The sequence below is a fragment of the Halanaerocella petrolearia genome, from assembly GCF_054657875.1.
The window spans coordinates 706,118-731,508 of the sequence record NZ_BAAHXW010000002.1; the positions used below are offsets into that span (position 1 = coordinate 706,118).

At 32.3% G+C, this 25,391-nt stretch carries 28 protein-coding genes; all 28 read left to right on the forward strand.

Annotated elements, in window-relative coordinates; genetic code table 11:
• Window positions 1-186 precede the first annotated feature (186 nt).
• The 28 genes from ACYQ39_RS10730 (at window position 187) to ACYQ39_RS10865 (ending at window position 25,387) form a co-directional block, all read left to right on the forward strand.
• Window positions 187-642: a hypothetical protein gene (locus ACYQ39_RS10730; protein WP_459842905.1), complete on the forward strand. Its 456-nt coding sequence runs from the start codon at window positions 187-189 to the stop codon at window positions 640-642.
• A gap of 54 nt (window positions 643-696) precedes the next feature.
• Entirely contained in the window at window positions 697-2,052 is a 1,356-nt protein-coding gene (locus ACYQ39_RS10735) for an N-acetylmuramoyl-L-alanine amidase family protein (protein ID WP_459842907.1), read from the forward strand.
• Between the two features lie 145 nt (window positions 2,053-2,197).
• Window positions 2,198-4,414, forward strand: coding sequence for an N-acetylmuramoyl-L-alanine amidase (locus ACYQ39_RS10740; RefSeq protein WP_459842909.1), 2,217 nt, complete (start codon window positions 2,198-2,200; stop codon window positions 4,412-4,414).
• Complete coding sequence (locus tag ACYQ39_RS10745; RefSeq protein WP_459842911.1) at window positions 4,414-4,908, forward strand: GerMN domain-containing protein; 495 nt, start codon at window positions 4,414-4,416, stop codon at window positions 4,906-4,908. The genes ACYQ39_RS10740 and ACYQ39_RS10745 overlap by 1 nt, the downstream gene beginning before the upstream one ends.
• A 279-nt stretch (window positions 4,909-5,187) precedes the next feature.
• A complete protein-coding gene (gene murI, locus ACYQ39_RS10750) occupies window positions 5,188-6,003 on the forward strand; it encodes a glutamate racemase (protein ID WP_459842913.1) in 816 nt (271 codons plus the stop codon).
• A 131-nt stretch (window positions 6,004-6,134) separates the two neighbouring features.
• Window positions 6,135-7,091 (forward strand): TAXI family TRAP transporter solute-binding subunit, encoded by a 957-nt coding sequence (locus tag ACYQ39_RS10755; RefSeq protein ID WP_459842915.1) that lies wholly within the window; start codon window positions 6,135-6,137, stop codon window positions 7,089-7,091.
• Window positions 7,092-7,231: 140 nt separating this feature from the next.
• Complete coding sequence (locus ACYQ39_RS10760; protein WP_459842917.1) at window positions 7,232-7,633, forward strand: DUF1850 domain-containing protein; 402 nt, start codon at window positions 7,232-7,234, stop codon at window positions 7,631-7,633.
• Window positions 7,634-7,653: 20 nt separating this feature from the next.
• Window positions 7,654-9,591, forward strand: a complete 1,938-nt coding sequence (locus ACYQ39_RS10765) for a TRAP transporter permease (RefSeq protein WP_459842919.1) — start codon at window positions 7,654-7,656, stop codon at window positions 9,589-9,591.
• A gap of 274 nt (window positions 9,592-9,865) precedes the next feature.
• Window positions 9,866-10,441, forward strand: a complete 576-nt coding sequence (locus ACYQ39_RS10770) for an anthranilate synthase component II (protein WP_459842920.1) — start codon at window positions 9,866-9,868, stop codon at window positions 10,439-10,441.
• 3 nt (window positions 10,442-10,444) lie between these two features.
• A complete protein-coding gene (pabB, locus tag ACYQ39_RS10775; RefSeq protein ID WP_459842922.1) occupies window positions 10,445-11,791 on the forward strand; it encodes an aminodeoxychorismate synthase component I in 1,347 nt (448 codons plus the stop codon).
• Window positions 11,781-12,536 (forward strand): aminotransferase class IV, encoded by a 756-nt coding sequence (locus ACYQ39_RS10780; protein ID WP_459842924.1) that lies wholly within the window; start codon window positions 11,781-11,783, stop codon window positions 12,534-12,536. Before pabB ends, ACYQ39_RS10780 begins: the two co-directional genes overlap by 11 nt.
• Window positions 12,537-12,549: 13 nt before the next feature.
• The gene (gene folE, locus ACYQ39_RS10785; protein ID WP_459842926.1) at window positions 12,550-13,110 is read left to right on the forward strand and encodes a GTP cyclohydrolase I FolE; all 561 of its coding nucleotides are present in this window, start codon (window positions 12,550-12,552) and stop codon (window positions 13,108-13,110) included.
• Between the two features lie 190 nt (window positions 13,111-13,300).
• Window positions 13,301-14,092, forward strand: coding sequence for a dihydropteroate synthase (folP, locus tag ACYQ39_RS10790; protein WP_459842928.1), 792 nt, complete (start codon window positions 13,301-13,303; stop codon window positions 14,090-14,092).
• Between the two features lie 48 nt (window positions 14,093-14,140).
• Window positions 14,141-14,503: a dihydroneopterin aldolase gene (folB, locus tag ACYQ39_RS10795; RefSeq protein ID WP_459842930.1), complete on the forward strand. Its 363-nt coding sequence runs from the start codon at window positions 14,141-14,143 to the stop codon at window positions 14,501-14,503.
• Between the two features lie 12 nt (window positions 14,504-14,515).
• Entirely contained in the window at window positions 14,516-15,019 is a 504-nt protein-coding gene (gene folK / locus ACYQ39_RS10800; protein ID WP_459842931.1) for a 2-amino-4-hydroxy-6-hydroxymethyldihydropteridine diphosphokinase, read from the forward strand.
• A 156-nt stretch (window positions 15,020-15,175) separates the two neighbouring features.
• Window positions 15,176-15,457 (forward strand): DUF2325 domain-containing protein, encoded by a 282-nt coding sequence (locus ACYQ39_RS10805; RefSeq protein ID WP_459842933.1) that lies wholly within the window; start codon window positions 15,176-15,178, stop codon window positions 15,455-15,457.
• Window positions 15,458-15,659: 202 nt separating this feature from the next.
• Window positions 15,660-16,109, forward strand: a complete 450-nt coding sequence (locus tag ACYQ39_RS10810) for a hypothetical protein (protein WP_459842935.1) — start codon at window positions 15,660-15,662, stop codon at window positions 16,107-16,109.
• A 15-nt stretch (window positions 16,110-16,124) separates the two neighbouring features.
• Window positions 16,125-17,339, forward strand: coding sequence for an FTR1 family iron permease (locus ACYQ39_RS10815; protein ID WP_459842937.1), 1,215 nt, complete (start codon window positions 16,125-16,127; stop codon window positions 17,337-17,339).
• 109 nt (window positions 17,340-17,448) lie between these two features.
• Complete coding sequence (locus ACYQ39_RS10820; RefSeq protein ID WP_459842939.1) at window positions 17,449-17,994, forward strand: iron transporter; 546 nt, start codon at window positions 17,449-17,451, stop codon at window positions 17,992-17,994.
• An 86-nt stretch (window positions 17,995-18,080) separates the two neighbouring features.
• Window positions 18,081-19,361 carry a Fe-S-containing protein gene (locus ACYQ39_RS10825; RefSeq protein WP_459842941.1) on the forward strand — a complete coding sequence of 427 codons (1,281 nt, stop codon included), beginning with the start codon at window positions 18,081-18,083 and terminating at the stop codon, window positions 19,359-19,361.
• An 11-nt stretch (window positions 19,362-19,372) separates the two neighbouring features.
• A complete protein-coding gene (locus ACYQ39_RS10830) occupies window positions 19,373-20,665 on the forward strand; it encodes an ABC transporter permease (protein ID WP_459842943.1) in 1,293 nt (430 codons plus the stop codon).
• A 15-nt stretch (window positions 20,666-20,680) separates the two neighbouring features.
• On the forward strand, window positions 20,681-21,844 hold the full coding sequence (locus ACYQ39_RS10835) for an ABC transporter permease (protein WP_459842945.1): 1,164 nt from the start codon (window positions 20,681-20,683) through the stop codon (window positions 21,842-21,844).
• A gap of 20 nt (window positions 21,845-21,864) precedes the next feature.
• A complete protein-coding gene (locus tag ACYQ39_RS10840) occupies window positions 21,865-22,515 on the forward strand; it encodes an ABC transporter ATP-binding protein (protein WP_459842947.1) in 651 nt (216 codons plus the stop codon).
• A 21-nt stretch (window positions 22,516-22,536) separates the two neighbouring features.
• Window positions 22,537-23,220 carry an FMN-binding protein gene (locus tag ACYQ39_RS10845; RefSeq protein ID WP_459842949.1) on the forward strand — a complete coding sequence of 228 codons (684 nt, stop codon included), beginning with the start codon at window positions 22,537-22,539 and terminating at the stop codon, window positions 23,218-23,220.
• A 523-nt stretch (window positions 23,221-23,743) separates the two neighbouring features.
• A complete protein-coding gene (locus ACYQ39_RS10850) occupies window positions 23,744-24,178 on the forward strand; it encodes a flavodoxin domain-containing protein (protein ID WP_459842951.1) in 435 nt (144 codons plus the stop codon).
• A gap of 24 nt (window positions 24,179-24,202) precedes the next feature.
• Entirely contained in the window at window positions 24,203-24,628 is a 426-nt protein-coding gene (locus tag ACYQ39_RS10855) for a Fur family transcriptional regulator (RefSeq protein ID WP_459842953.1), read from the forward strand.
• Between the two features lie 169 nt (window positions 24,629-24,797).
• Window positions 24,798-24,962 carry a DUF362 domain-containing protein gene (locus ACYQ39_RS10860; protein WP_459842955.1) on the forward strand — a complete coding sequence of 55 codons (165 nt, stop codon included), beginning with the start codon at window positions 24,798-24,800 and terminating at the stop codon, window positions 24,960-24,962.
• A gap of 212 nt (window positions 24,963-25,174) precedes the next feature.
• The gene (locus ACYQ39_RS10865) at window positions 25,175-25,387 is read left to right on the forward strand and encodes a FeoA family protein (protein WP_459842957.1); all 213 of its coding nucleotides are present in this window, start codon (window positions 25,175-25,177) and stop codon (window positions 25,385-25,387) included.
• The last annotated feature ends 4 nt before the right edge of the window (window positions 25,388-25,391 follow it).

The window sequence follows — 25,391 nt, forward strand, 5'->3', positions numbered from 1 at the left end:
ACCCAGATGGGTCCTTTTTTATTTTTTTGTTTATAGTTTAATATATATTTAATATATATCTAATTACTAAAAAATAGGTAAGTTGAATTGGACTATAAATTATGGCATATTTTTATAAGAGGTTTTTTAACTTATGTCTTGAATCTGTAAAAAGAAGAAGTCTTTTGTTAGGAGGTTAGAAGAGCTTTGTTTTGGAAGAAAATAGGGCTTAGTAAATCCAAAGAAGTTCCTTTTGTTTCTTTAATTAATAAACAATGTAATTGTAGTACTATGGAGTTAGAAGAAGTAAATTATAATGCATGGGTGTTGACTGATCAAGGGGATAGATTAAAATTGCCTAAGTATCATCAAAACTTATCTATTCTTAATATCAATTATAGTAAGTATTTTCTAATTTATGTTGCTTTAGATAAATGTAAAAGAGTAGGTTGTAACCTTAAGATAGATAGTATCCTACAGCACAAGAAGGAAGTAGTAGTTAAAGTGTTACCTTATTCTTCAGTTAACCAGCTATCCTTAGAAGTAGTTAATTTACCTTATGATGTAGTCAAAGTTAATAGGGCCAAGTTAGATCCAACACAGAATACGAAATTTAAATTTACTAATCATCAAGATGAAATGGTAGAGAAAATTAAACTTTAAGGTAGATGAATTAGATAATATAGTAATTAATGGTGTTAGAGAGGAGCTAGGAGATTGCAGACTAAATCTAGACTGATAGTAGCTTTGGTGGTAGCAATGGTTCTTGTTGCTATTCCTGTTTCTGCTCAAGATATTAAGTTAGTAATTAATGGAGAGCAGATAGCTACTAAGTTGGTAGTTACAAATGGTAGAACTTTAGTTCCAGCTCAAATTTTAGCCGATGAATTTGGAGCGAAAGTAAATTGGGATAGAGATAACCAGAGCTTAAAGATTGAAGATGATTATTTACAGACCTCTTTTCAGATAGGAGATAGGGTTATTGAAATCAATTCGGAGATTATTCCTTTGCGTAGTAGAATTAAATCAATAAGTAATCAAGTAATGATTCCATTAAGATTATTACCTAAAATTTATGGTGGTGAGATAAGTTGGGAAGGTAGTACTAAGACAGTTTACTATCAGACTAATCAAGTAACTAACATAGGTATCAATACTTTAGCTAATACTTCGCAAGTGGTAGTTAATGCTGATACTAAGGTTGATTATGAGGTTAATTCATATGAAGATCCTAAACGATTAGTCCTTGATCTCTATAATCTTAGTTTAGGAGAGGTTAAGACTAAAATTCCAGTTAATAATGGAATTATTGAACAAGTTCGAGTCAGTCAGTTTAGATTTAATCCATCAGTAGTAAGAGTAGTTGTTGATTTGAAGAAAATGAGTAGTTATCAGATTAAACCTAAAGGCTCTGAGGTGGTATTAGAGGTTGAGAATAATACTCAAGTAGTTGCTTCTTCTACTATCAGTCGATCTAGTCAACCAAAATCAGAAACAGGATCTAAAAAAGCACCTAAGTTAAAATTAAGAAGAAAAAAGATAGTTATTGATGCTGGTCATGGTGGTCTGGACCCAGGAGCAATTGGCCCATCAGGAGTTCAAGAGAAAGTAGTCAATTATCAGATGTCTAAGAAAGTCAATCAGTTATTAAAGCAGGAAGGATTTAGAACTAAGATGGCTAGAAGAGGAGATAAGTTTCATACTTTATCTAATCGGGCCAACCAGGCTAATAACTGGTCAGCTGATCTTTTTGTCAGTATTCATGCCAACTCTAATTCTAATTCTAGAGTTAATGGGACGTCTACTTATGCCCACTGGTATGCTTCTGAAGAAAACTGGGCTTTAGCTTGGTATGTACAGAGTGAATTGATTAAGCGGATTGGATTAGAAGATGATGGTCTAAAAGCAGCTAACTTTGCTGTCTTACGGGAAACAGATATGCCATCTATTTTAGTAGAGACAGCCTTTTTATCCAATCCACGTGAAGAACGTTTGTTATCTAATAGTAGTTTTCAAAATCAGGTGGCGAAAGGAATAGTGGCAGGGATTAAAAAGTATTTTACAAAGCAATAGAGGGAAGTTGGCCCACTATTATGTGGGCTTTCTTTATATTTAGTGATTTAAAAGAGGATTTTAGTAATTAAACTAGAATTTAAAAAGTATAGCCTATATAGTAGAAAAAACAGTATAAGATTGTCTAGTTTAGGAGGCTAGTATGATGTCGAAAAAAATATTAGTAGGGGTATTAGCTGTAGTTATAATTTGTAGTTTTTCTACTTCTTTATATGCTAATGAAGATATTAAGTTGGAGGTTAATGGACACCAAGTAACTGATAGTTTAAGTTATCAACTTGTTGAAGAAGATATTTTGATTCCAGTACAGATGTTGACCAAGGCTTTACCAATAAAGATGAAGTGGTTTAATTCAATTAAGACTCTTCGTTTACAGCTTAAGGATAAGATAGTTAAGTTACGAGAAGGAGATGAGAATCTACAGGTCAATGATGAGTTGATTCAGTTGCCTGTAGCTACTAAGAGAGTTAATGGAGAGTTGATGGTACCTCTTAAAACTTTAGGAAGGGCTTTAGGTTTGGTTATTAAGTCGAATCCTAAAGATAAAGTGGTTAAAGTTTTTCAGATTAAGGCCAAAGTAGAAGAAGTTAATTATTGTCAGAATGATAATTATCATGGCATTGGAGTAACAGTTAGTCAGAAGGTAGAATCTAATAGTGATTTTTTACAACAACCTAGTCGAATTACTCTTGATTTAAAAGGAACTGCTTTATATAAAAAGCTAGATCAATTAGAGGCTGATAGTGATTTGATTAAAGAAGTTCGGGTAGCCCAATTTAATGGAAATACAGTACGAGTAGTTGTAGATTTACAGGATAGAGTTGATTATAAAATAGTAAAGAAACAGGTAGAAGATAAATACCAGTATTTAATTAAGATGAGCCCGATAATTACTGATTTAAATTATAAATCAGGTAGGTTGAGAGTTGGTTCTACAGCTTCTATAACAGCAAGTGAACCAAATTATTTATCTAATCCACAAAGGATAGCTATTGATCTTAAGAATGCTGTACTAGAAGAAGCTAAAGAGATTAAAATAGATGATTCTTTCTTTAAGCAGATTAGAGTTAGTCAGTATCAGACAGAACCTAATAATATAGTTAGAGTAGTTTTTGAGCCTAAAAAGAAACTAAAGATAAAGACGATTAAAGAGGATGCCGGTTTAAAGATTAAAGCTATGTTGGCTGAATTGAAACAGGTGGATTACCAGTCTAAGAAAGAGAATCAAATAGTATTTAATTTATCTAATCGTCAACAGCCTGAAGTTGTTCCTTTGACAGATGGAGATAGATTGATTCTTGATTTTCCAAATACTACTAATAGATTTGATAAAGAAGAGATTCAAGTTGATAATCAATTAATTGAAGAGATTAGGGTAGCTCAGTTTGATAAATCAACTACTCGAGTTGTGATTGATTTAAAGGAATTAGTTCCTTATCAACTTAAGTGGGTTGATAATCAACTACAGTTAAAGTTGATGAATAGACTACAGGCAGTTAAAGTAGAGGATATTAAGACACAATCTAAAATCAGTCTTTCTTTATTAACTACTGGTACTTATCAAGTGTATAAACTAGAGAATCCTAAACGCTTAGTAGTAGATTTATCTAATACTGTTATTGATCAAGAGGCTATTAATTTAATTGATAATTCAGCTATAGTAAGTAAGATACGCTATAGTCAATATTCTACTGATCCTTATAATGTAAGAGTAGTATTAGATTTAACTGAGGATGTTAATTTAATTGGTAAGGACAAGTCTAAGGCTAAAGAAACTGAGTTTAGGATAGCTCGAAATAACTTAGCTGGTAAGAGAATTGTTGTAGATCCTGGTCATGGAGGATATGACCCTGGAGCTTTAGGTGCTAGATTACGTGAAAAAGATATTAATTTAGATATTGGTTTAGCATTGAGAGATATTCTAGAGCAGGCTGGAGCTAAAGTGATTATGACTAGAGAAAAAGATAGAGAGGTTAGTTTAGATGAACGGACTGACTTAGCTAATAAATTAGGTGCTGATATCTTTGTCAGTATTCATATTAATTCTCATCAAACTAAAGAGCCTTTTGGAACTGAGACTTTTGTGGGAGAAGAGGCAGAGAATACGTCTTATTTACTAGCACATTTTGTACAAGATAGTTTAGCTAAAGAGTTAGATACTTATGATCGGGGAACTAAATCTGAAGATTTATATGTCCTGAGAAATAGTAATATGCCCTCTATTTTGGCTGAGGTAGCTTTTATTAGTAATCCAGAAGAGGAAGAATTATTAAGTCAGCCAGAGTCTAGAATGAATGCTGCAGTTGGCTTATATAAAGGGATTAGTAAGTACTTTAAGTTGTCGGTAGAGGAGGAGTTCTAATGTTTAATTTAGAAAACAAAAATATATATATTTTTTTAGCAATAGCTATAATTTTGTTATCAATCTTATTATACCCTAAATTCTTTGCTACTAGGGAAGTAAAAGTCTATTTTGGTGATAATCAAGCTCAGTATTTAGTAGCTGAGAATAGAGAAGTCAAGATAAATAATTTCTACTATAATTTAATGGAAGAGTTAATTAAAGGGCCAACTTCTAAAGGTTTAATAGCTACTATCCCAGATGAGACTAAGTTGCTTGATTTAGAAGTAAAAGATGGATTAGTTAAGGTTGATTTTAGTCAAGAGATAGTTAAGAATCATCCAGGTGGTACTGCTGGTGAAACAATGACAGTCTATTCAATCATCAATACATTGACCCAATTTGAAGAGATAGATCAAGTGCAGATTTTAGTAGCTGGTCAGGAGGTTGAATCTTTAGTAGGACACATTGATTTACGGCATCCACTAAAATTTAAAGGCGATTTAATTCAGTAAGCGAGGCGAAACTTCAGGCCTCGTTTTTTCTTTGGAGAAATAATTATTAACTAATTAATATAAACTATAAGTAGTAGTGATATAAAGTTTAAACTTTATATCACTAGTCATGAGTTATGAGCTATTAGCTGTGAGCCAATTCAAAGTCAAAACTATAAAACAGTTCAAAATACTTAAAAAATGATTTATGAGAGTTAGAATTTGAATGTAAATGTTTTGAATTAGCTTAAGACACATGACTATGTTATTTTTATAAATCATAAAGTTAGGATGGTGAACATGAAGAGAGATAATCCTATTGTGTTGTTCGATTCAGGAGTTGGAGGTTTAACGATAGCTAAAGAAGTGATAGAAGAGTTTCCTCAGGAAGATATAATTTATTTTGGTGATACAGCCCATTTACCTTATGGTGAGCGAGAACAAGAAGAAGTAGAAGAGTTTGTGCTTAAGATTATAGATCATTTTGTAGAGTTAGGAGCTAAAATGGTGATTATTGCTTGTAATACTGCTACTGCAGCAGGTCTAGAGTTGGCCCGAGATAATTTTTCTATACCAATTATTGGCCCTATTGATGCTGGAGTTGAAAAGGCAATTTCTGGAACTAAAAACAAGAGAATAGGTATTATTGCTACTGAAGGAACAGTAGGTAGTGGTGCCTATCAAGAAACAATCAAGCAAGCAGATAGTGAAGTAGAATTATTTGTACAAGCTTGTCCTGATTTTGTCCCTTTAGTTGAAGCAGGAGAATTATACAGCCAACGAGCTAGAAAGATTGCTCAAGATTATTTAGCTCCTTTACAAGAGCAGGAAGTTGATACTTTATTATTGGGTTGTACACATTTTCCTTATCTAGGTGGAATCATTAAGGAAGTAATGGGGCAAGAAGTTAAATTGATTTATCCAGGTCAAAGTATTGCCTTAAAGGCTAGACAAATATTAGCAGATGAGCATTTAATGACTTCTAATCAAGTTGGTGAAGCTAAATTTTATGTTAGTGATTTAGATAGATTATCTGAAAAATTTGTTAAGTTAGGAGCCAAGTTTTTGAATTTTGATCAGCTGAATTTTTCTGAACTTAATCTGTGGAATAGGTGATTTTTTAGTTGTTAAGTTAACATATATTTGACATAATTTTTGTAGCAATGTATAATTAAAAGTGTTGCTGTATTTATATTATTATAGTTATTAAAAATCTAATAAGCGGATAAGAGAAGGGAGTAATAAGTATGAGAAGTAAAAAATTAATTTTTTCTTTAGTATTACTAATATCAGTATCTTTAGTAGTGGTGGGATGTTCCTCTCAAAATAAAAAGGAATTTTTATCTATTGCTACAGGTGGAACTTCTGGAACATATTATCCTATAGGAGGGGCAATTGCTAAAATAATCAATTCTGACGTAAGCAATGTTTCAGCTTCAGCCCAATCTACAGGTGCATCAGTAACAAATACTAGACTAATGAAGAAAGAAGAAGTTGAATTAGCTATTTTACAGAATGATATTGCTAGTTATGCTTTTAATGGTCAACAACAATTTAAAGATAAAGCTGTTAAAAATATGAGAGGTATTGCTACTTTATATCCTGAAGTTATTCAAATCGTTGTTAGAGAAGGGACAGGAATTGATAGTATTCAGGATCTTAAAGATAAAAAGGTAGCTGTTGGGGCTCCAGGTAGTGGTGTAGAAGCTAATGCTAAACAGATATTAAAGACTTTCGATATTACTTATGATGATATTGATGAGGACTTCTTATCATTTGGAGAAGCAGCAAGTAGATTAAAGGATAGACAGATAGATGCTGCTTTCTTGACTGCTGGTGTACCAACAGCAGCAGTTATGGATGTCGCTTCTACTCAGGATATTAAGTTATTAAGTTTCAATCAAGAGCAGATAGATAAGTTACATGGTAAATATCCATTTCTAACTGGACTTGAGGTACCAGCTGGAGTCTACAAAGGTCAAGATGAGAAGTTTAAGACAATTGCTTTAAAAGCGACTTTGGTTGTCCAAAAGAATTTAGATAAAAAATTAGTTTATGAAATTACAAAGTCTATCTTCGAAAATAGAGATGAACTGATTAACGCTCATAAACGAGCTAAAGATATTAAGGTTGAATCGGCTAAGGAAGGAATGACTATTCCTCTACACTCAGGAGCTAAGAAATATTTTAAAGAAGTAGAGTAGTGGCTTAATTAAATGGAGGTGAAGTTATCCGGACATTTTTTAAATGTCCGGATCTCATTTTTATGCGGAGAAAATATTTGGTTTTAGTAGTATTATTTATCTTAATAATAGTGGGGCTAATTTATCAGGAGAATATACTAGTGATTAAAGAAGCAGATAGTGGACAAGTAGTTTGGCAAAAGTCTACAACTGATAAGATGAGATTTGCTATTGAGTATATTCATTCTGTAGAAAGGACGCCTGTCTGGGATTATTTTCAGATTAAGCAGGATCAAATCTGGTTAGTAGGAACTAAATATGAATCTTATGGAGCTGGATTACCATTTTTAAATAAGAATAAATATATTATAGCTGATGATAAATTTGAGATTAAAGAAATTGATAAGAAGTTAGATGAGATACCTCTACGAGTTAGTGACTATGCTCGCCATAAATTAATAATTGGTAATAAAGAATATAAGTTATTTAAGATGGTTGAGCCTAAAAGTTTAGTACAGATTAGAGTAGAGAGTAGAAATGGTTGGCAGATGTTATTAGATTAAGATAAGAGGAGGAACTAAGTATGGCGGAGGAAACAAAAGAGGAACAGACAGAAGAATTATTAGAACAATTCGATCCTAGTAGTAAGTTTAGAGAATATAGCGGGATAATGGCTGTATTAATTACTTTAATTGCTGTTGGAATGTCTTTATTTCATTTATATACAGCTGGATTTGGTGTTTTATTGGCTTTGAAACAGAGGGCTATTCATTTAGGTTTTATTTTAGTCCTGATCTTTTTACTTTATCCTGTTCATTCTAAATTTAAGGAAGATAAAAAGCTATGGATGCTAGATATAGGATTGGCAGTCTTAGGTTTGATAGTAGCAGGTTATCTAGTAATTAATTATAGAGAGCTAGTTAGTCGAGCAGGTATGTATACAACTCTTGACCAAGTGATGGCAGTAGCAGCTATCTTTCTAGTTTTAGAAGCAACTCGGCGAGTAGTAGGTTGGGAACTACCGGCTATTTCGGCAATCTTTTTGATTTATGCCTATTTAGGGCCAAATATGCCAGGGGTGTTGGCGCATCGAGGTTTTTCTATTCCACGGATTGCTAGTCATATGTACTTTACTACTGAGGGAATTTTTGGAGTACCATTAGGTGTGTCGGCGACCTATGTTTTTCTTTTCTTATTATTAGGAGCTTTTGCTAAGAGAACAGGACTTGGTGACTTATTTATTGATTTAGCAATGGCTTTAACTGGAAGAACAACTGGTGGTCCAGCTAAGGCTGCTGTTGTTTCTAGTGGTTTTATGGGTTCTATTTCGGGAAGTTCAGTAGCTAATACAGTAACTACTGGTTCTTTTACTATCCCGTTGATGGAAAATGTTGGATATAAACCAAAGTTTGCCGCAGCAGTTGAGGCAGCAGCCTCTACAGGTGGTCAGATTATGCCGCCAATTATGGGAGCAGCAGCCTTTATTATGGCAGAATTTATTGGTGTTCCTTATATGCAGATTGCTAAGGCAGCAATCTTACCTGCTGTGTTGTATTATTTAGCAGTTGGTTTAATGGTCCACTTTGAAGCTAAGAAGTTAGGTTTAAGTGGTATGTCCAAAGATAGAATTCCTAAGGTAAAAGACATATTAAAGACTCGAGGACATATGTTAATTCCACTAATAGTTATTTTCTATTATTTATTTAGAGGTTATACCCCTCTAAAAGCGGCTTTTATGGGGATTATATTAGCTTTTGGACTTAGTTTCTTACGTGAAGATACTAGGATGAGTTTACAAGAAGTGATAGAGACTTTAGAAGAAGGAGCCCGAGGGGCTTTAGGAGTAGCAATTGCCTGTGCCTGTGTTGGATTTATTGTAGGAGTAACAACTTTAACTGGCTTAGGCTTAAAGTTTACGACAATTACTATCTCTTTAGCTAATGGGAATTTATTCTTAGCTTTATTATTTACTATGGTAGCATGTACCATTTTAGGTACTGGATTACCAACAACAGCTACTTATATTGTTTTGGCTGCTATGGCTGCACCAGCTTTAATCAAGTTAGGAGTTTCTAAGCTAGCGGCTCATTTATTTGTTTTATACTTTGGAGTAGTAGCTGATTTAACTCCACCAGCTGCTTTGGCAGCTTATGCTGGAGCTGGTATTGCTGGTTCTAATCCATTAAAGACAGGTATTACAGCAGTTAAATTAGCTATTGCTGGTTTTGTAGTACCATTTATTTTTGCTTATTCTCCGGCAATGTTATTAATAGATACTAGTTTAAGTCAAGTAGTCTTAATTTCTGCCAGTTCTTTAATTGGAGTGACAGCTTTGTCGGCAGGAGTATTAGGTTACTTTAGACAAGAGACTAGTAATCTAGAACAAGGATTATTATTAGTTAGTGCTGTAGGATTATTGATACCTAATTTAATGTCTGACTTAGTAGGAGCTGTTATTTTAGCTGTTGTTTGGTTCTTGCAGAGTAGAACAGTTGAAAATGTAGTTAGTGAAAATATATAATGTCTTTTAGTGAAGTGTCGCTTATTTAAGCGGCACTTTTTTGTTAATAATATTGCTAAAAGACAGTCAATTATAAAAGTGAAACTATATTGGTATATTGTGTCACTGTGAGTGACACAGCTATCAGTATAAACAGTTTTCAAATCTTTTAAAAAAAGCTTTTATAGGGTTTAGATTTTGAATATAATGGTTTTGAATTGGCTAATAGCAAACGACACACGACTCACAACTAGTGTCACTGAAAGTGACATAATAACTATAAAGGATGATAAAGTTGATTTTAATGATTGATAATTATGACTCATTTACTTATAATTTAGTTCAGTACTTGAGAGAATTAGGATATGAGGTAGTTGTAAAAAGAAATGATGAGCTCACAATCCCTCAAATTGAAGAGATAAACCCTGAAGTGATAATAATTTCTCCAGGGCCTTGTTCTCCTTTAGAGGCTGGTATTTCGATTTCTGTAGTAGAGTATTTTAAAGATAAGAAACCAATTTTAGGAATCTGCTTAGGTCACCAGACAATTGGACATGTTTTTGGAGCTGAAATCATAGAAGCTATTAGACCAGTTCATGGTAAGGCGGGACCAATTAACCATAATAGACAAGGAATATTTAAAGATCTCAATAATCCTTTAGAAGTAACTAGGTATCATTCTTTAGTGATTAATCCTGGGACTTTATCAGATGAGTTAGAAGTTACTGCTAGAACTAATGAGGGAGAAATAATGGGAATTAAACATAAGGATTATTTAATAGAAGGAGTACAATTTCACCCTGAAGCTATATTAACTGAGCAAGGACATCAACTATTAGATAATTTTATTAAGCAGGCTAGAGGTGAATAGTAAATGATAGAGGAGTTGACAACTAGCTTAACTAGTTTTGAATTATATACTATATTTAAAGATGATGACCATAGTTTTATTTTAGATAGTGCTATGGATGCCGAAAAATTAGGTAGATACTCGTTTATAAGTGCTAATCCTTTTAAAATTTTAAAGTATGATAAACAAATAGCAGATCCTTTGGAAGAGTTAAGGGAGGAACTTAAGTCATATAAAGTAGAGAATAATACTGAACTACCTTTTATTGGTGGAGCAGTAGGCTATTTAGCTTATGATCTATCTGCTCAGATTGAAAATCTACCTGAGACAGCGATTGCTGATGTTAAAGTTCCTGATTTATACTTAGGACTGTATAATTGGGTAATAGTAGTTGATCATTTAGAGAATAAGAAGTATATTGCTACTCCTAATCTGGATCAAGAACAGGAATTAAAGCTAATAAAAGAAGTTAAAGCTAGAATCAATTTAGCTGAAGAAAAAGGAGTAGCAAGTAGTAATGAAAATAATGATTATCCTGAGGTAGAGCTTAAATCTAATTTTACTAGAAATGAATATTTAGAAGCTATAAAGAAGATACAGGATTATATTCAAGCTGGAGATATTTATCAGGCTAATTTGGCCCAGAGATTTAGTGGGAAAACGAGTATGTCTAGTTATGAATTATACAGCAGATTAAGAAGAGTAAGCCCAGCTCCCTTTGGTTCTTTTTTAAACTTTTCTGATGTGGATATTATCTCTAATTCTCCCGAGAGATTTATTAAGGTGCGGAATAGGATTGTAGAGACAAGACCAATTAAAGGAACTAGACCAAGAGGTAGTTGTCCTAAAGAAGATCAGCAGCTTAAAGAAGAATTACTTAATAGTGCTAAGGATAGGGCTGAATTATTAATGATAGTTGATTTAGAGAGAAATGATTTAGGTAAGATAGCAAGAGTTGGAACAGTTAAAGTACCTGAATTATTTGAATTAGAAGAATATGCTAATGTACATCATTTAGTAGCTACTGTCAAGGCAGAAATGAGTTCAGATAAAGATATAGTTGATTTGATTGAGGGGGTCTTTCCTGGAGGGTCTATAACTGGAGCACCTAAGATAAGAGCAATGGAGATAATTGATGAATTAGAGCCGACTAAGAGAAATGTATATACTGGTTCAATAGGTTATATAGGTTTTGATGGTTCAGTTGATTTGAATATAGCTATTCGAACAGTTGTAAAGAAGGATGAACAGGTTTGTTTTCAGGTTGGTGGAGGAATAACTTGGGATTCTGATCCTGTAGCTGAGTATCAGGAGACATTAGATAAAGCTGATTCTATAATCAAGGCATTGAGGGGATATTATGCAGAATAGAGTATCATTTAATAGTGAGCTAGCCAAGTTTGGTAATGGAGTTTTTGAAACTATGAAGGTGCACCAAGGAAAAGTTATTCTTTTAAATAAACACTTACTTCGCTTGTATAATTCACTTGATAAGTTAAGTATTTCTTTTAAATTGTCTAAAGAAGATTTAAAGCAGAAAATATTGGATTATGTAAAAGGAGTAGATGATAAAGCTTTTAGAGTAACAGTCTGTGCGGAAGGTTATAATTTTTTCTTAAGAGATATTCCCTATCAAGCAGAGGATTACAAAGAAGGATATAGGTTAAAAATTGCGTCTATTAAGCGAGGTTGGAATCCTTTATACCAACATAAAACAGTTAATTATTTAGACAATATTTATTCTAAGCGTCAAGCTGTAGAGCAAGGATATGATGAGGCTTTATTTGTTAATTTGAATAATCAAGTGTTAGAAGGTACAATGACTAATATATTTTTTCTTGACCAGAAAAATATATATACCCCTAAGCAGGAATTAGGTTTATTACCAGGAATAATAAGAAATAAAGTATTAGAGTTGAGTGCAGAGTTAGGTATTGAAGTTAATGTAATAGAAATTGATCTAGATAAAATTAATGAATTTGATGCTGCTTTTGTAACTAATAGTTTATTAGATTTAATGAAAGTAGTAGAGATTGAAGGAGTAGAGTATTCGTCTGATAATCAAGTCTTTGCAGCTTTAAATGAAGAATTTAAGCAACGGGTTTATAATAAATAAGGAGAGATGTATGATGAATCAAGAGCAGATAGAAGCAGCAGTTAGTAATATTTTAGAGGCTATAGGAGAAGATACAGAACGTGAAGGATTAGAGAGAACTCCAGAACGAGTAGCACTAATGTATCAAGAGATATTATCAGGTATTAATGAAGATCCTAAAGAAATACTTGATGTATTTATAGAAGATGAAGCAGATGATCTAGTATTGATTAAAGATATAACTTTTTATTCTCTTTGTGAGCATCATTTGATTCCTTTCTTTGGTAAAGTACATCTGGCTTATAAACCTAAAGATGGTAGAGTAACTGGTTTTTCTAAGTTGACTAAACTGGTTGAGACAGTAGCTAAACGACCTCAATTACAGGAGAGAATGACTAAAATAATTGCTGATACAATGATGGAGTCCTTGAAGCCACAAGGAGTGTATGTAGTAGTAGAAGCTGAGCAATTATGTATGACAATGCGAGGAGTAGAGCAGACTGAAACCGAGACTATTACCTCGGCTACTAGAGGAATATTTAAGGAAGATTCTGCAATTAAGAATGAAGTAATGAGTCTGTTGAATTTTAATTGATATAAAGTAGCAGGTGCTATTTTATATCAGTGTACAGTTAACAGTTTATGGTTTACAGTTAAAATCAATCCCTTTTAAAGCATTAATATATATAGAATTATAGTGGTGCTGATTTTGGTTTTGAATTTAACTGTCAATTGTACATTGTACACTGTAAACTATTGATTAAAACTTGATAGGAGGGATAAAAGTGTTTAACTTCGGCGAAAAAACATATATTATGGGAATTTTGAATGTAACGCCAGATAGTTTTTCAGATGGAGGAGACTTCTTTGATTTAGATGCTGCTTTACGACAGGCACAAAGAATGGTTAAAGCAGGAGCAGATATTATTGATATTGGTGCTGAATCGACTAGACCAGGGGCCAAGAAGGTTACAGCTCAAGAAGAAATAGAACGGATTACTCCTGTCTTAAAGGAATTAGTAGACAAGGTTGAGGTTCCTATCTCTATTGATACATATAAGTCTACAGTAGCTAAAGAGGCTTTAGACTTAGGGGTAGATATTGTCAATGATGTGCGTGGTCTACAAGGTGATAGAGAGTTGGCCCAGGTAGTGGCTGAGTATGATGTCCCAATTATAATTATGTTTAACAGTCGATTATATGAAAAGCAAAGTGATGATATTTTAATTTCAATGAAGGAGTTTTTAAAAAATAGTATTAATATAGCCCAAAAAGCTGGGATTAAAGATGAAAATATAATTTTAGATCCAGGAATTGGATTTGGAACTAGTGCAGAAGAAGATATGAAGATTATGCGAAGAATTTCTGAGTTAAAGGAGTTAGGGTATCCTATCTTATTAGGAACTTCTCGCAAATCAATGTTAGGTAATATTTTAGATGAGCCACCTAAGAAGAGAGTAGTAGGTACAGCGGCTACTACAGTAATGGGGATTATGCAAGGGGTAGATATAGTTAGAGTTCATGATATTAAAGAGAATTTAGAAGCTGCACAAGTAACAGATGCAATATATAGATAGTTGATAATTAATTGTCAATTTTAAATTTTTAAGGAAAGGGGTTAAAATGTGGATAAAATAATACTAGATGGATTATCATTCTACGGCTATCATGGTGCACTAGAAGAAGAAAATAAATTAGGGCAGAAGTTTATTATTGATTTAGAGTTAAAATGTGATTTAAAGCAGGCAGGAAGTAGTGATAATCTTAAAGAGTCAGTAAATTATGCTCAAGTTTATCAATTGGTAGCAGATATCTGCCAGAATCAGCAATATAAATTATTAGAGGCCTTGGCTGAGAATATTGCTCAAAGTATATTAGAAAATTATTCTTTAGTAGAAGAAGTATTGGTTAAAGTAAAAAAACCTGAAGCACCTATTAAAGGTATTTTTAATTATGTAGCTGTTGAGATAGAAAGAAGTAGGCTTTAAGGAGCGATAAAAATGAAGGATGTATATTTAGGTTTAGGAACTAATAAAGGAGATAGAGAAGAAAATTTAAATCAAGCAATAAAATCAATTGAAAAGTTTCCTCAAACAGAGTTGATAGGTTTATCTAAAATTTATGAGACAGAACCTTGGGGGTATACTGATCAGCAAGACTTTTTAAATATGTGCTTGCAGATAGAGACTGAATTGACTCCTTATGATCTATTAGACTGGTGCCAAGAAGTTGAAAATAAATTAAAAAGGAAAAGAAAAATCAAATGGGGACCTAGGACAATTGATGTTGATATTTTAGTATATGATGATTTAAAGTTAAATGATGAAGAATTAACTCTGCCTCACCCTAGAATTCGGGAAAGGGCTTTTGTTTTAGTACCATTAGGTGATTTGAATGAGGATTTATTTATAAAAGGGAAAAGTATTAAAGACTGGGTAGCAATAGTTGAAGTAGGTGGTATTAAAAAATATAATAGTGATCTAGTAATAGGAAAAGGCGTCTAATTAGACGCTTTTTATTTTTTGGCTATTATTTCTAATTAAGATTGATTTAAGAAAATAACATAAAATTTATTGACAAATTCAAGATTAATTGTTATTATTACCATAGAAATTAAATGAAAATGATTTTCAGTTTTATATAATAGGAGGTTGGGTAAAATGTCTGTTTTAATTGTAGGTGGCGATCGATTAGGTAAGATACCGGAAAGGTTAAGTAACTGTGGATTTAGTTGTATTAAGCATATTTCTGGGCGTAAGTGTCAAAATTGTAGAGTAGATAGAGAGACTGATATGGTCTTAGTATTAACAGATTATGTAGGTCATAACTTATGTGAGAAGGTTAAATCTAAAGCTAAGGCAAGAGAGATTCCAGTTTTATTTTCTAGAAGATCCTGGTCTTCAATTTATAAGAAATTAAACTTTTGTGGATTTTTGAATTAAATTGATTAAATGGTTGACATTATACTTTGAAGTAGATATAATTATTGGTGTTAATTGGTAATGATAATGATTTTTACTATACATAAGTTCAATGGGGCTATAATAAATTGAGTATAAAGATGGATTAAAAATTAAAGTTCTAAAAAATTTTAACTATTAATGATAATGGATTTCAAAATCTTTTAGAAGGGTGGAATAATAATTGATTAGACAGAAGAGATTAACGTTATTAATATTAGCAGTAGCAGTACTGGTAACAGGTTTTTCATCTATTAGTCACGCTGCTTCTTGGCAAGATGTAACTGATGATATTGAAGTTAAGATTAATCAAGGATTAGATTTGTATAAGGAAGACAATTTAAAAGAAGCTAAACAGAGCATTACTGATGCCTACTTTGGCCCATTTGAAGGAGAAGAGATGGAACAGGCTATTCAAAAGAATATAGGCGGTAAGGATGCTTTTATGGTAGAGTATATGTTTAATAAAATAAAGAAGTTAATGGATAAAGGTGCTTCTCAACAAGAGGTAAAATCGATGGCTACTGAGTTGATCAATAGATTAGATACTTATGATGAAAAGTTAGATAAAGTAGCTCCTAGGGAAGATGATGGTTTATTAAGTAGATTCCTTTCTTTATTCAAGATCTTTTAGGAGGTAGATTGATCAGTGGGTAAGCAGAAAAGATTATTGTTTTTAATATTAGCAGTAGCAGTATTGTTAACAGGCTTTTCACCTGCTAGTCACGCTGCTTCTTGGCAAGATGTAACTGATGATATTGAAGTTAGGATTAATCAAGGATTAGATTTGTATAAGAATGGTGATATAAAAGAAGCTAAGAAAAGTATTACTGATGCCTATTTTGGCCCATTTGAAGGAGAAGAGATGGAACAGGTTATTCAAAAGAATATAGGTGGTCAGAATGCTTTTAAGGTGGAGTATATGTTTAATCAAATAAAGAAGTTGATGGACAAAGGAGTTTCACAACAACAAGTAAAAGGGATGGCTACTAAGTTACTTAATGAATTAAAGATTTATGCTAAAAAGTTAGATAAGGTAGCTCCCAGAGAAGATAATAGTCCATTAAGTAAATTTTTATATTCTTTATTGATTATAACTAGAGAAGGTTTTGAAGCTATCTTAGTTATCAGTGCTATTATGGCTTACTTAATTAAGTCTGGTAATAAGGAAAAACTTAAGACTGTTTATAATAGTACCTTTGTAGCAATAGCAGGTAGTTTTGTAACAGCTATTTTATTTAATTATGTTTTTCAGACTACTGGTGTAGCCCGAGAATTGTTAGAAGGAATTACAATGTTGTTAGCTATGGTTATTCTGTTCTCAATGAGTTTCTGGTTAATTAGTAAGGTAGAAACTAAAAAGTGGGAAGAGTATATAAAAGGTAAAGTAGAAGACTCTTTAACTACTGGCAATACTTGGACTCTTTGGTGGGCAGTCTTTTTAGCAGTTTATCGTGAAGGTGCAGAGACAGTTTTATTTTATCAAGCTTTATTTGCTAAAACAGATAAAAGTAATTATGGGATGATTGGTTTAGGATTCTTAGTAGGTTGTTTAGCTTTAGCAGTTATTTATCTAGTAGTTAAGAAAGGTAGTTTAAAATTACCATTAAAGCCTTTCTTTATAGGAACAAGTACTCTAATGTATTATTTAGCCTTTGTCTTTGCTGGTGATGGAATCCGTGAATTGCAGGAGGCTGGAGTAGTAGGAGCTAGGCAGATAAGTAAAGTGCCTACAATTAGCTGGTTAGGAGTCTATCCTACTTGGCAAACATTGAGTTTGCAGGTGGTTTTATTAGTGGTAGCGATTTTGGGTCTTGGTTATTACTTTTTAGGCGATGATCAAGAAGCTAAATTAAGTTCGTAAATACAATTAGTTCAAGTTTGAGTTTGGGATTAAGTATGGTTTAAAAGTTTGCTAGTTAACTTAAACTTAGACTCAAACTTAATCTTAATCAACTTAAGGAGGAGTTCAAATGTTAAGTAAGAAGAAAACATTAATCACAGCAGTAATGGTAATGACTTTGATGTTAGGAATGGCAATGAATACTTATGCTTTTAAGGAGTATCCAATTGGAGAACCAAAGACAGCTAAAAAGATGCAGATTGCAGCAGTTTATTTTCAATCAGTACCAATGAAACCAGGAGCTAAGGCTGGATTAGGACCTAATGAATCTGATCTTCATATTGAAGCAGACATTAGTGCTTTAATGAATAATCCTTATGGATTTGCTTTTGGATCATGGGTTCCTAATTTAACAGTTGATTATAAATTAAAGAATTTAGATACTGGAGAAGTACAAGAAGGAAGCTTTATGCCGATGGTAGCTAGCGATGGCCCTCACTATGGATCTAATGTAAAGATGATGGGAATTGGAAATTATAGATTAACTTATATCATTAAGTCTCCAGCAGAACAGGACTTCTTACAGCACGTAGATAAAACAACAGGAGTTCAGAAGCGGTTCTGGAAGAAACCTATTAAAGTTCAGTGGGACTTTACTTACAAAGGTAATGTGTAAAATATAATTAAAGCTAATCACTTTAAGTCTCCAGGTAGTAGTTAATCTATCTGGAGACTTAAGCATTTAGTCTAGGAGGTGTAAGAATGTTAGAAACATTAGTTATGACACTTAAAGATGGACTTGAATTGGCAATTTTAAGTGGGCTGTTATTTGGATTTATATACAAGACTAAACAGAAGAAACTTAGTTTATATGGCTATGGAGGTTTAGGATTAGCGTTATTATTTAGTGCTTTATTGGCTTATTCAATAGCTAATTTAAGAATTGAAAAAGAAATAAAAACTTTATTATCCTTTGCTGGATTTATATTGACCATAATAATGGTAGGTTGGACTTGGATACAAGGTGCTATTTATCAAGGGGTTTCAAATAAGGAAGGTGAGTTATCTAGATATAGTTCTTTCTTATCTGAAATTATTATTTTCATCTTTAGTCTCTATTTAGGTATTAAATTTGAGACTAAACTATTATTATTTCCGACTAGAATAACTGTTGATAGTATGTTGACTACTGGTTTTAATACAGAGTTATTATTAAAGTATTCTGGTGGAGTATTAGGAATTATATTGGCTATCAGTTTTTCTTTTGTATTAGTTAAAGCTCATAAAAAGATGACTTTAATTCAAAGTAGGAAATTAATTACTTTAGTTTATATAGCTAATTTATTACGATTAAGTGTTTTAAGTGTCTATGGATTAATGATTAAAGGAGTAATTTCAGCTACTCCTCAATTGATCTCTAGTTTAGCTCCTTTTTATAATAATATTGGTTATTTCTTTCATATTTTATTAGGAATAGTAGCAGTTTATCTATTAATTAATGCCTTTAGAAAGAAAGAATTAACTATTAGCAAAGATTTAAATCTAGCTCAAATAAGAAAAGTAAAGGCTAAACTTAAAAATAAGCAACGCTGGGCCAAAGCTGGAGCCATTATGGTTAGCTTTTTAATCTTATTATTAGGAGTTAATTATATATATGCTAATCAGTCTGTTAAATTATCGCCAGCTGTTGAATTAGAACCAAGTAATGGACAGTTTTCAATTAAGAAGGAAGATTTAGCTGATGGTAAATTACATAGATATTCATATCAGACTGAAGATGGAACAGTAATTCCATTCTTCTTGATTAAGAAGGCAGAAGGAGCTTATGGAGTGGTCTATGATGCCTGTGAAATCTGTGGAGCAGCAGGTTATTATCAACGTGAGGATAAAGTAATCTGTAAAAGATGTGATGTAGTAATGAATAAGATGACTATTGGTTTCCCAGGGGGATGTAATCCAATTCCTATGGAGTATGCTATTGATAAAGATAGTATTCAAATAGAAGTTAGTGAATTAGTCAAGAGAAAGGGAATGTTTAAATAGGAGGTGGAAAGATGTTACTTAGAATCTTAAGAAGAGGCTTTACCAAAGGTTTAAAGTCTAAGTTGTTGGCTATTTTAGCTATTACCTTTGGAGCTTCTTTAGCTACGGCAATGCTAAATGTATCTTTGGATATTGGAGATAAGATGAATCAAGAGTTGAAGTCCTATGGTTCAAATATTGTTGTTGAGCCTGAATCTGAAAATCTACCAGTAGAAATTGATGGAATCAGCTTTAATTCGCTTGATAAGGGAAAAGAGTATATTACTGAAGATGATGTTACAAAGATTAAGACTATCTTCTGGCGTCATAATATTGTAAATTTAGCCCCATATTTAAAAGTCAATGGTCAACTAAAAGATAAGCAGATTCCAGTGGTTGGTACTTGGTTTAATGATAGAATTCGAATTCCTACTGGAGAAATATTTAATTTTGGTATCAAGAATCTAAAGTCTTGGTGGGAAGTAGATGGTAAATGGATTAAAAATGGTAAGAGCAAAAATTTAGCTATGATAGGTCAAGAAGTAGCAGGAGATTTAGATGTATCTGCTGGTGATCAGATAGAATTAAACTTCAATTTGGATAAAAAGGTGGTTATTAAAAAGATAAAGGTAGCAGGAATAATTGATAGTGGAGGAGAAGCAGAAGGAAAAATTTACTTGCCACTTGACTTCCTGCAACAGACAATTGGTCTAAAAGATAAAGTTGATAGGGTAGAAGTTAGTGCTTTAACTACTCCTGTTAATGATTTGGCTCGGAAAGCAAAAGAAGATCCTGATTCTTTATCTGATAAAGAGTTTGAGACTTGGTATTGTACAGCTTATGTTAGTGCTATTGCTTATCAGATAGAAGAAGCTATTCCAGGGGTTGTAGCTGAAGAAGTTCGCCAGATTTCAAAATCAGAAGGAATAATCTTAAATAAGATTCAGTTACTAATGTTTTTAGTTACTTTAGCAGCTTTAGTTAGTTCGGCTTTAGGTATTTCTAGTATTATGACTACTAAAGTTTTAGAGAGAAAGAAAGAAATCGGATTATTAAAAGCAATTGGAGCTAGCGATTTAGCAGTTATTGCTTTGTTTGTAATTGAGATTTCTTTAGTTGGTCTATTAGGTGGCGGATTAGGTTATGGTTTAGGTATTGGATTTGCTAATTTAATTGGGCAACAAGTTTTTGGTACTGCAATTGCTATTAATTTATTTGTATTGCCTATAATTTTAGTTCTATCAGTTATTATAGCCTTATTAGGTAGTGTCTCACCATTACGAATTGCATTAAAGTTAGAACCAGCTGAAGTTTTACATGGTTAAGGAAGGAGGGATTTGATGAGAAAATTAAAGATGTTTTTGCGGATTGTTGGTAAGTCTTTTAAAGAAAGAAAATCAAGAGTTGCTATAGCCTTCTTTGCTATAGTAGTTGGAATCAGTGTGATTTCGGCTTTATTTAGTGTTTATTATGATATAAATATTAAAATGAGTCAGGAATTAAGAAATTACGGAGCAAACTTAATTGTAAAGCCTGGTAAGCAAGATAAGAAAGAAATTAATGAATCAGATTTAGATAAAGTAGTCAGTAAATTTAGTGATCAAGAATTGGTAGGTTATAGACCTAATCTTTATGGAGTAGCTAATGTTAAAGTAAAAGAAGTTATTTATGAGGGTACTAAATCAGTAGTCTTAGTAGGAACTTGGTTTGATCAGATAAGGAAAGTTAATCCTTACTGGAAGATAACAGGTGAATTACCACTAGATCATAGTATAACTGATGAAGTAGTAATTGGGAAGGAAGTAGCTAATAAATTAAATTATGAGATAGGAGATACAGTTAAGGTTACTACAGATAAGATGTGGGGCCAGAAAGAGTTTATGGTTACTGCTATAGTAGAGACTGGTGCTCAGGCAGATAATCGGATTTTTGTTAATTTGCCAGTAGCTCAAGAGGTCTTTGCTAAGTCGAATAAGGTTAGTACTGCTTACTTTAGTATTTTGACTAATGGACAAAGTTTGGATCAGAAAATAACAGAACTGAATAAAGAATTGACTAATGTTAAGTTAGAATCAATCAAGAAGATTGCTAGTTCAGAAGGTAAGATTTTAAATAAGATTAAGTCATTGATGTATTTGGTAGTTATGATCATTTTAGCATCAACACTACTCTGTGTTTCAACTACTATGATGACTATAGTTACAGAGAGAAAAGAAGAGATTGCTTTAAAGAAGGCTTTAGGAGCTGAGAATAAGCAAGTAAGTATGGAATTTTTAACTGAAGCTGCTATTTTAGGTGGTATTGGTGGTTTAGTTGGATATGGATTAGGGTTTTTAGGAGCTCAAGCTATTGGTAAAAGTGTCTTTGATTCTTATATTTCCTTTAGACCAATGATTATTCTTATTTCATTTATACTATCTATTATAGTTTCTTGCCTTGCTTCTGCTCTACCAGTACAGAGAGTGATTAATATTGATCCAGCAGTGACATTAAAAGGAGAATAGTTTATAAGGAGGTTAAACTTGTGAGTTTAATTCAATTAGATAATGTGTCTAAAATATATGATGGTGATGTACGTGCCTTAGATAATGTTAGCTTAGGAATTGGAGAAGGAGAATGGATATCTATTATGGGGCCTTCTGGTTCAGGGAAGAGTACTATGTTGAATTTAATTGGTTGTATGGATACTCCTTCTCAAGGTCAAGTCAAGATTGATGGTATTGATATTTCCGAATTAGATAAGAAAGAATTAACTACTGTGCGACGAGAGAAGATTGGGTTAGTCTTTCAGCAGTTTCATTTAGTTCCTTACTTAACGGCAGTAGAGAATGTAATGACAGCTCAATATTATCATAGTATGGCTGATGAAGAAGAGGCTAGAGAAGCTCTAGCAAAGGTTGGTCTAGGACATAGAGCAGATCATTTACCTAAAGAATTGTCTGGGGGAGAACAACAGAGAGTCTGTGTAGCTAGAGCTTTAATTAATTATCCAAAATTAATTTTAGCAGATGAGCCAACTGGTAATTTAGATAAAGAGAATGAGAATATAGTATTAGATTTATTTACTGAGTTACATGAACAAGGACATAGTATCTTAATGGTTACTCATGATCCTAAAGTAGGAGAGTTGGCAGAAAGACAGATTAATTTAGATCATGGTAAGTTAGTTAAGTAGTGGTCAGTAAGGAGGTAAAAGATGAGAAAGTTAGTTACTAGCTTAGTAATTTTATCTTTAGTAGTTGTAGTTAGTACCATGGTAATTGCTAAAGATGTAGAATATAAAGATGGAACTTATATTGGTTATGTACCTGATAACCATGGAGATGTAGTAGTTAAAGTAGAGATTAATCAAAATAAGATTGCTGATGTGAGAATCTTTAATCCTGTAAAGAAAGAAGGAAGATATCCTCATGGACCATCAGTTAAATTATTTAATCAGTATCCAAGACAGGTAGTTAATAGACAGTCTGTTAATGTAGATACTGTTTCTGGAGCTACAGAGAGTTATAATGATTATGTAACAGCAGTTAAGATGGCTTTACAGATAGCAGCTGGTAGGTATAATGATAATATTTATTATGGAATTAGTAAAGACTTTGGTGATGATGGATATGCATTATTGCAGGTTACTGTTAAAGGAGAGCAGATTAAAGAAGTAGAGATTATTCCTGGGGAGAGTTCAACTGGTGGGAAGTTGGCCCCAGATAAGAGTAGAGGATATCCGCATCAACCAGCAGCTAAGGCCTATCAAAAATTTCCTGAATTAGTTGTAAGAAAACAAGAAACAGAAATTGATACTATTTCTGGAGCTACTTATAGTACTAAGGCTTATAATAATGCTTTGCAGCAGGCTTTAAAGCAAGCTGGATTAAATTTATAAAGAATTAGAAGGTTACTCCCTCTGGAGTAGCCTTTTTTATTTTTTGAAAGTAAAATATTATCGAGATAATGCGTTACTTTTTATTAAAAAGTTTAAATTCAAAAGCTATTTCTGAAAGGCTTGTCAGCCTTTTTCCGAGTAGCTTTTATCTAGGGCTATAAAAGCTACCAAAAGATCCCTTTGAAAAACAAGTTATGCTTCCTACTATTAAAAAAGCACTAGATCATATTCAATACTCTTAATTTATATATTAACTACTATTTTTAATAAAAAATCGCATTGTTTTTCTTATTTAAAATCAAAACCATTTAAATATAATAAAATTATTTTTAGTAAAGATACATCTTAGATTTTTATTAGTTTTGACCTTAACTGTACACTGTAAATTGTAAACTGTAAACTGCAGAAATATCTCGATATAGTTATAATTTAAGAAAAAATATTGACATACTGACTAATAAGTGCTATCCTATCAATAGATAATGAAAATCATTTTCAAGAAATAAGAAAGGAGAGATAAATGATGGAGAAGGCAATTATTGCATTCGGTTCAACAATGGGAAATACTGAAGATTTAGCTAAGCAAGTAGAAAAGACATTGGCTGATAATTATGAGGTTGTTAATGAAAATGTATCTAATATAGAAGTTGAAGAGTTAGAGGATTATGATCTAGTAGTATTTGGTTCATCTACATGGGGAGCTGGAGAGTTACAAGATGATTTCCTTTCTTTTAGTGAATCTTTATCTAAAGCAGATATTGATTTATCTGATAAAGAAGGAGCGGTTTTTGGCCCAGGAGATACTTCTTATGGTGAAATGTTCTGTCAAGCAGTAGATACTTTAGAAGAGCAGTTAGAAGAATTAGGTGTAAATATTGTTACTGAAGGATTTAAGTGGGATGGAGATATAACTTCAGAGGCTATAAAAGAAATTAATAAGTGGGCCAAGGAAATATAAAGTCTATAAGAAGAGTGATTAATTATGGAAATAAATTTTAAGAATCTAAAAAAGATATTAGCAGCAAATAATTATCAGTTAACTTTTCAGCGGAAGTTAATTTTACAAGTATTTTTAAGTAATCAAGAGAAACATCTTAGCGCAGAAGAAATTTATAATAATATAAAGAATAAAAATCCATCTATTGGATTATCAACAGTTTATCGTACTTTAGAGGTTTTCTCCAATTCAGGAGTAATTAAAGAGTTAGACTTTGATACTAATTGCCGACGTTATGAATTAAAAGGTAAAAATATCCACCATCATCTAATTTGTGTTGAATGTGATAAGATAACTGAGTTCAGTGAGGAAATGTTAGAGAAGATTGAATCTCATTTGTATAAGAAATATAAATTTCAAGTAACAGAACATAAAATTAAGTTTTATGGTTACTGTGATGAATGTCAGTAATATAGCTTAATATATAAGCCATTTCTAATTTCAATCTGATAAATGATTATGGTTTTCATTCATATTTTTAAGATATAATTGATACTTAGAAAAAAATATGCTACTATATAAATAGTGAAAAAATGACTTACATAATACTATTAAAATATTATTAAATGAGGTGAAAGAAATGGCTTATACAATTACTGATGCTTGTGTTTCTTGTGGTGTTTGTGCAGGTACTTGTCCAGTTGATGCAATTTCTGAAGGAGATTCTAAATACGAAATTTCTGATGCTTGTATTGATTGTGGAGCTTGTGCTAGCTCTTGCCCAACTGAAGCAATTGAAGAGTAATTTAGTAAAAAGCCCTTGGGAATTAATTCCCAAGGGCTTTTTATTTTTTTGAATATGATATATTAATGAAAAACTGCTACATAATTCTAGTAGTTTTTTATTATATTGACTTTTTTAGTTGAATATATTATAATATATTTGAGTAAAATGAGAATGGTTTTTATTTTTGGATATTAATGATAAAGAATATCAATTGCAAGGAGGAGATAAATATGACTTTAGCAGAGGTAAAGCGAGGGGAACAGTTTCAAATTACTTCTATTCCTGATAGAGATGTTAGAGCTCAGACACTACGCTTTGGAATTTCAGAAGGAGCAGAGGTAGCCTGCGCTGAAAAAATACCAGGTGGGCCAGTAATTTTAAAACGTAACTTACAAGAGATTGCTATTGGAAGAAAATTGGCCGAGAAGATTGAGGTTGCATAATAGA

Coding starts and splice junctions, on each gene's coding strand:
- ACYQ39_RS10845 (WP_459842949.1), top strand. CDS start 22,537: ATGAGAAAGTTAGTTACTAGCTTAGTAATTTTATCTTTAGTAGTTGTA.
- ACYQ39_RS10780 (WP_459842924.1), top strand. CDS start 11,781: ATGCAGAATAGAGTATCATTTAATAGTGAGCTAGCCAAGTTTGGTAAT.
- ACYQ39_RS10805 (WP_459842933.1), top strand. CDS start 15,176: ATGTCTGTTTTAATTGTAGGTGGCGATCGATTAGGTAAGATACCGGAA.
- ACYQ39_RS10740 (WP_459842909.1), top strand. CDS start 2,198: ATGTCGAAAAAAATATTAGTAGGGGTATTAGCTGTAGTTATAATTTGT.
- ACYQ39_RS10835 (WP_459842945.1), top strand. CDS start 20,681: ATGAGAAAATTAAAGATGTTTTTGCGGATTGTTGGTAAGTCTTTTAAA.
- ACYQ39_RS10745 (WP_459842911.1), top strand. CDS start 4,414: ATGTTTAATTTAGAAAACAAAAATATATATATTTTTTTAGCAATAGCT.
- ACYQ39_RS10765 (WP_459842919.1), top strand. CDS start 7,654: ATGGCGGAGGAAACAAAAGAGGAACAGACAGAAGAATTATTAGAACAA.
- ACYQ39_RS10855 (WP_459842953.1), top strand. CDS start 24,203: ATGGAAATAAATTTTAAGAATCTAAAAAAGATATTAGCAGCAAATAAT.
- ACYQ39_RS10820 (WP_459842939.1), top strand. CDS start 17,449: ATGTTAAGTAAGAAGAAAACATTAATCACAGCAGTAATGGTAATGACT.
- ACYQ39_RS10830 (WP_459842943.1), top strand. CDS start 19,373: ATGTTACTTAGAATCTTAAGAAGAGGCTTTACCAAAGGTTTAAAGTCT.
- murI (WP_459842913.1), top strand. CDS start 5,188: ATGAAGAGAGATAATCCTATTGTGTTGTTCGATTCAGGAGTTGGAGGT.
- folE (WP_459842926.1), top strand. CDS start 12,550: ATGAATCAAGAGCAGATAGAAGCAGCAGTTAGTAATATTTTAGAGGCT.
- ACYQ39_RS10755 (WP_459842915.1), top strand. CDS start 6,135: ATGAGAAGTAAAAAATTAATTTTTTCTTTAGTATTACTAATATCAGTA.
- ACYQ39_RS10865 (WP_459842957.1), top strand. CDS start 25,175: ATGACTTTAGCAGAGGTAAAGCGAGGGGAACAGTTTCAAATTACTTCT.
- ACYQ39_RS10860 (WP_459842955.1), top strand. CDS start 24,798: ATGGCTTATACAATTACTGATGCTTGTGTTTCTTGTGGTGTTTGTGCA.
- folK (WP_459842931.1), top strand. CDS start 14,516: ATGAAGGATGTATATTTAGGTTTAGGAACTAATAAAGGAGATAGAGAA.
- pabB (WP_459842922.1), top strand. CDS start 10,445: ATGATAGAGGAGTTGACAACTAGCTTAACTAGTTTTGAATTATATACT.
- ACYQ39_RS10850 (WP_459842951.1), top strand. CDS start 23,744: ATGGAGAAGGCAATTATTGCATTCGGTTCAACAATGGGAAATACTGAA.
- ACYQ39_RS10825 (WP_459842941.1), top strand. CDS start 18,081: ATGTTAGAAACATTAGTTATGACACTTAAAGATGGACTTGAATTGGCA.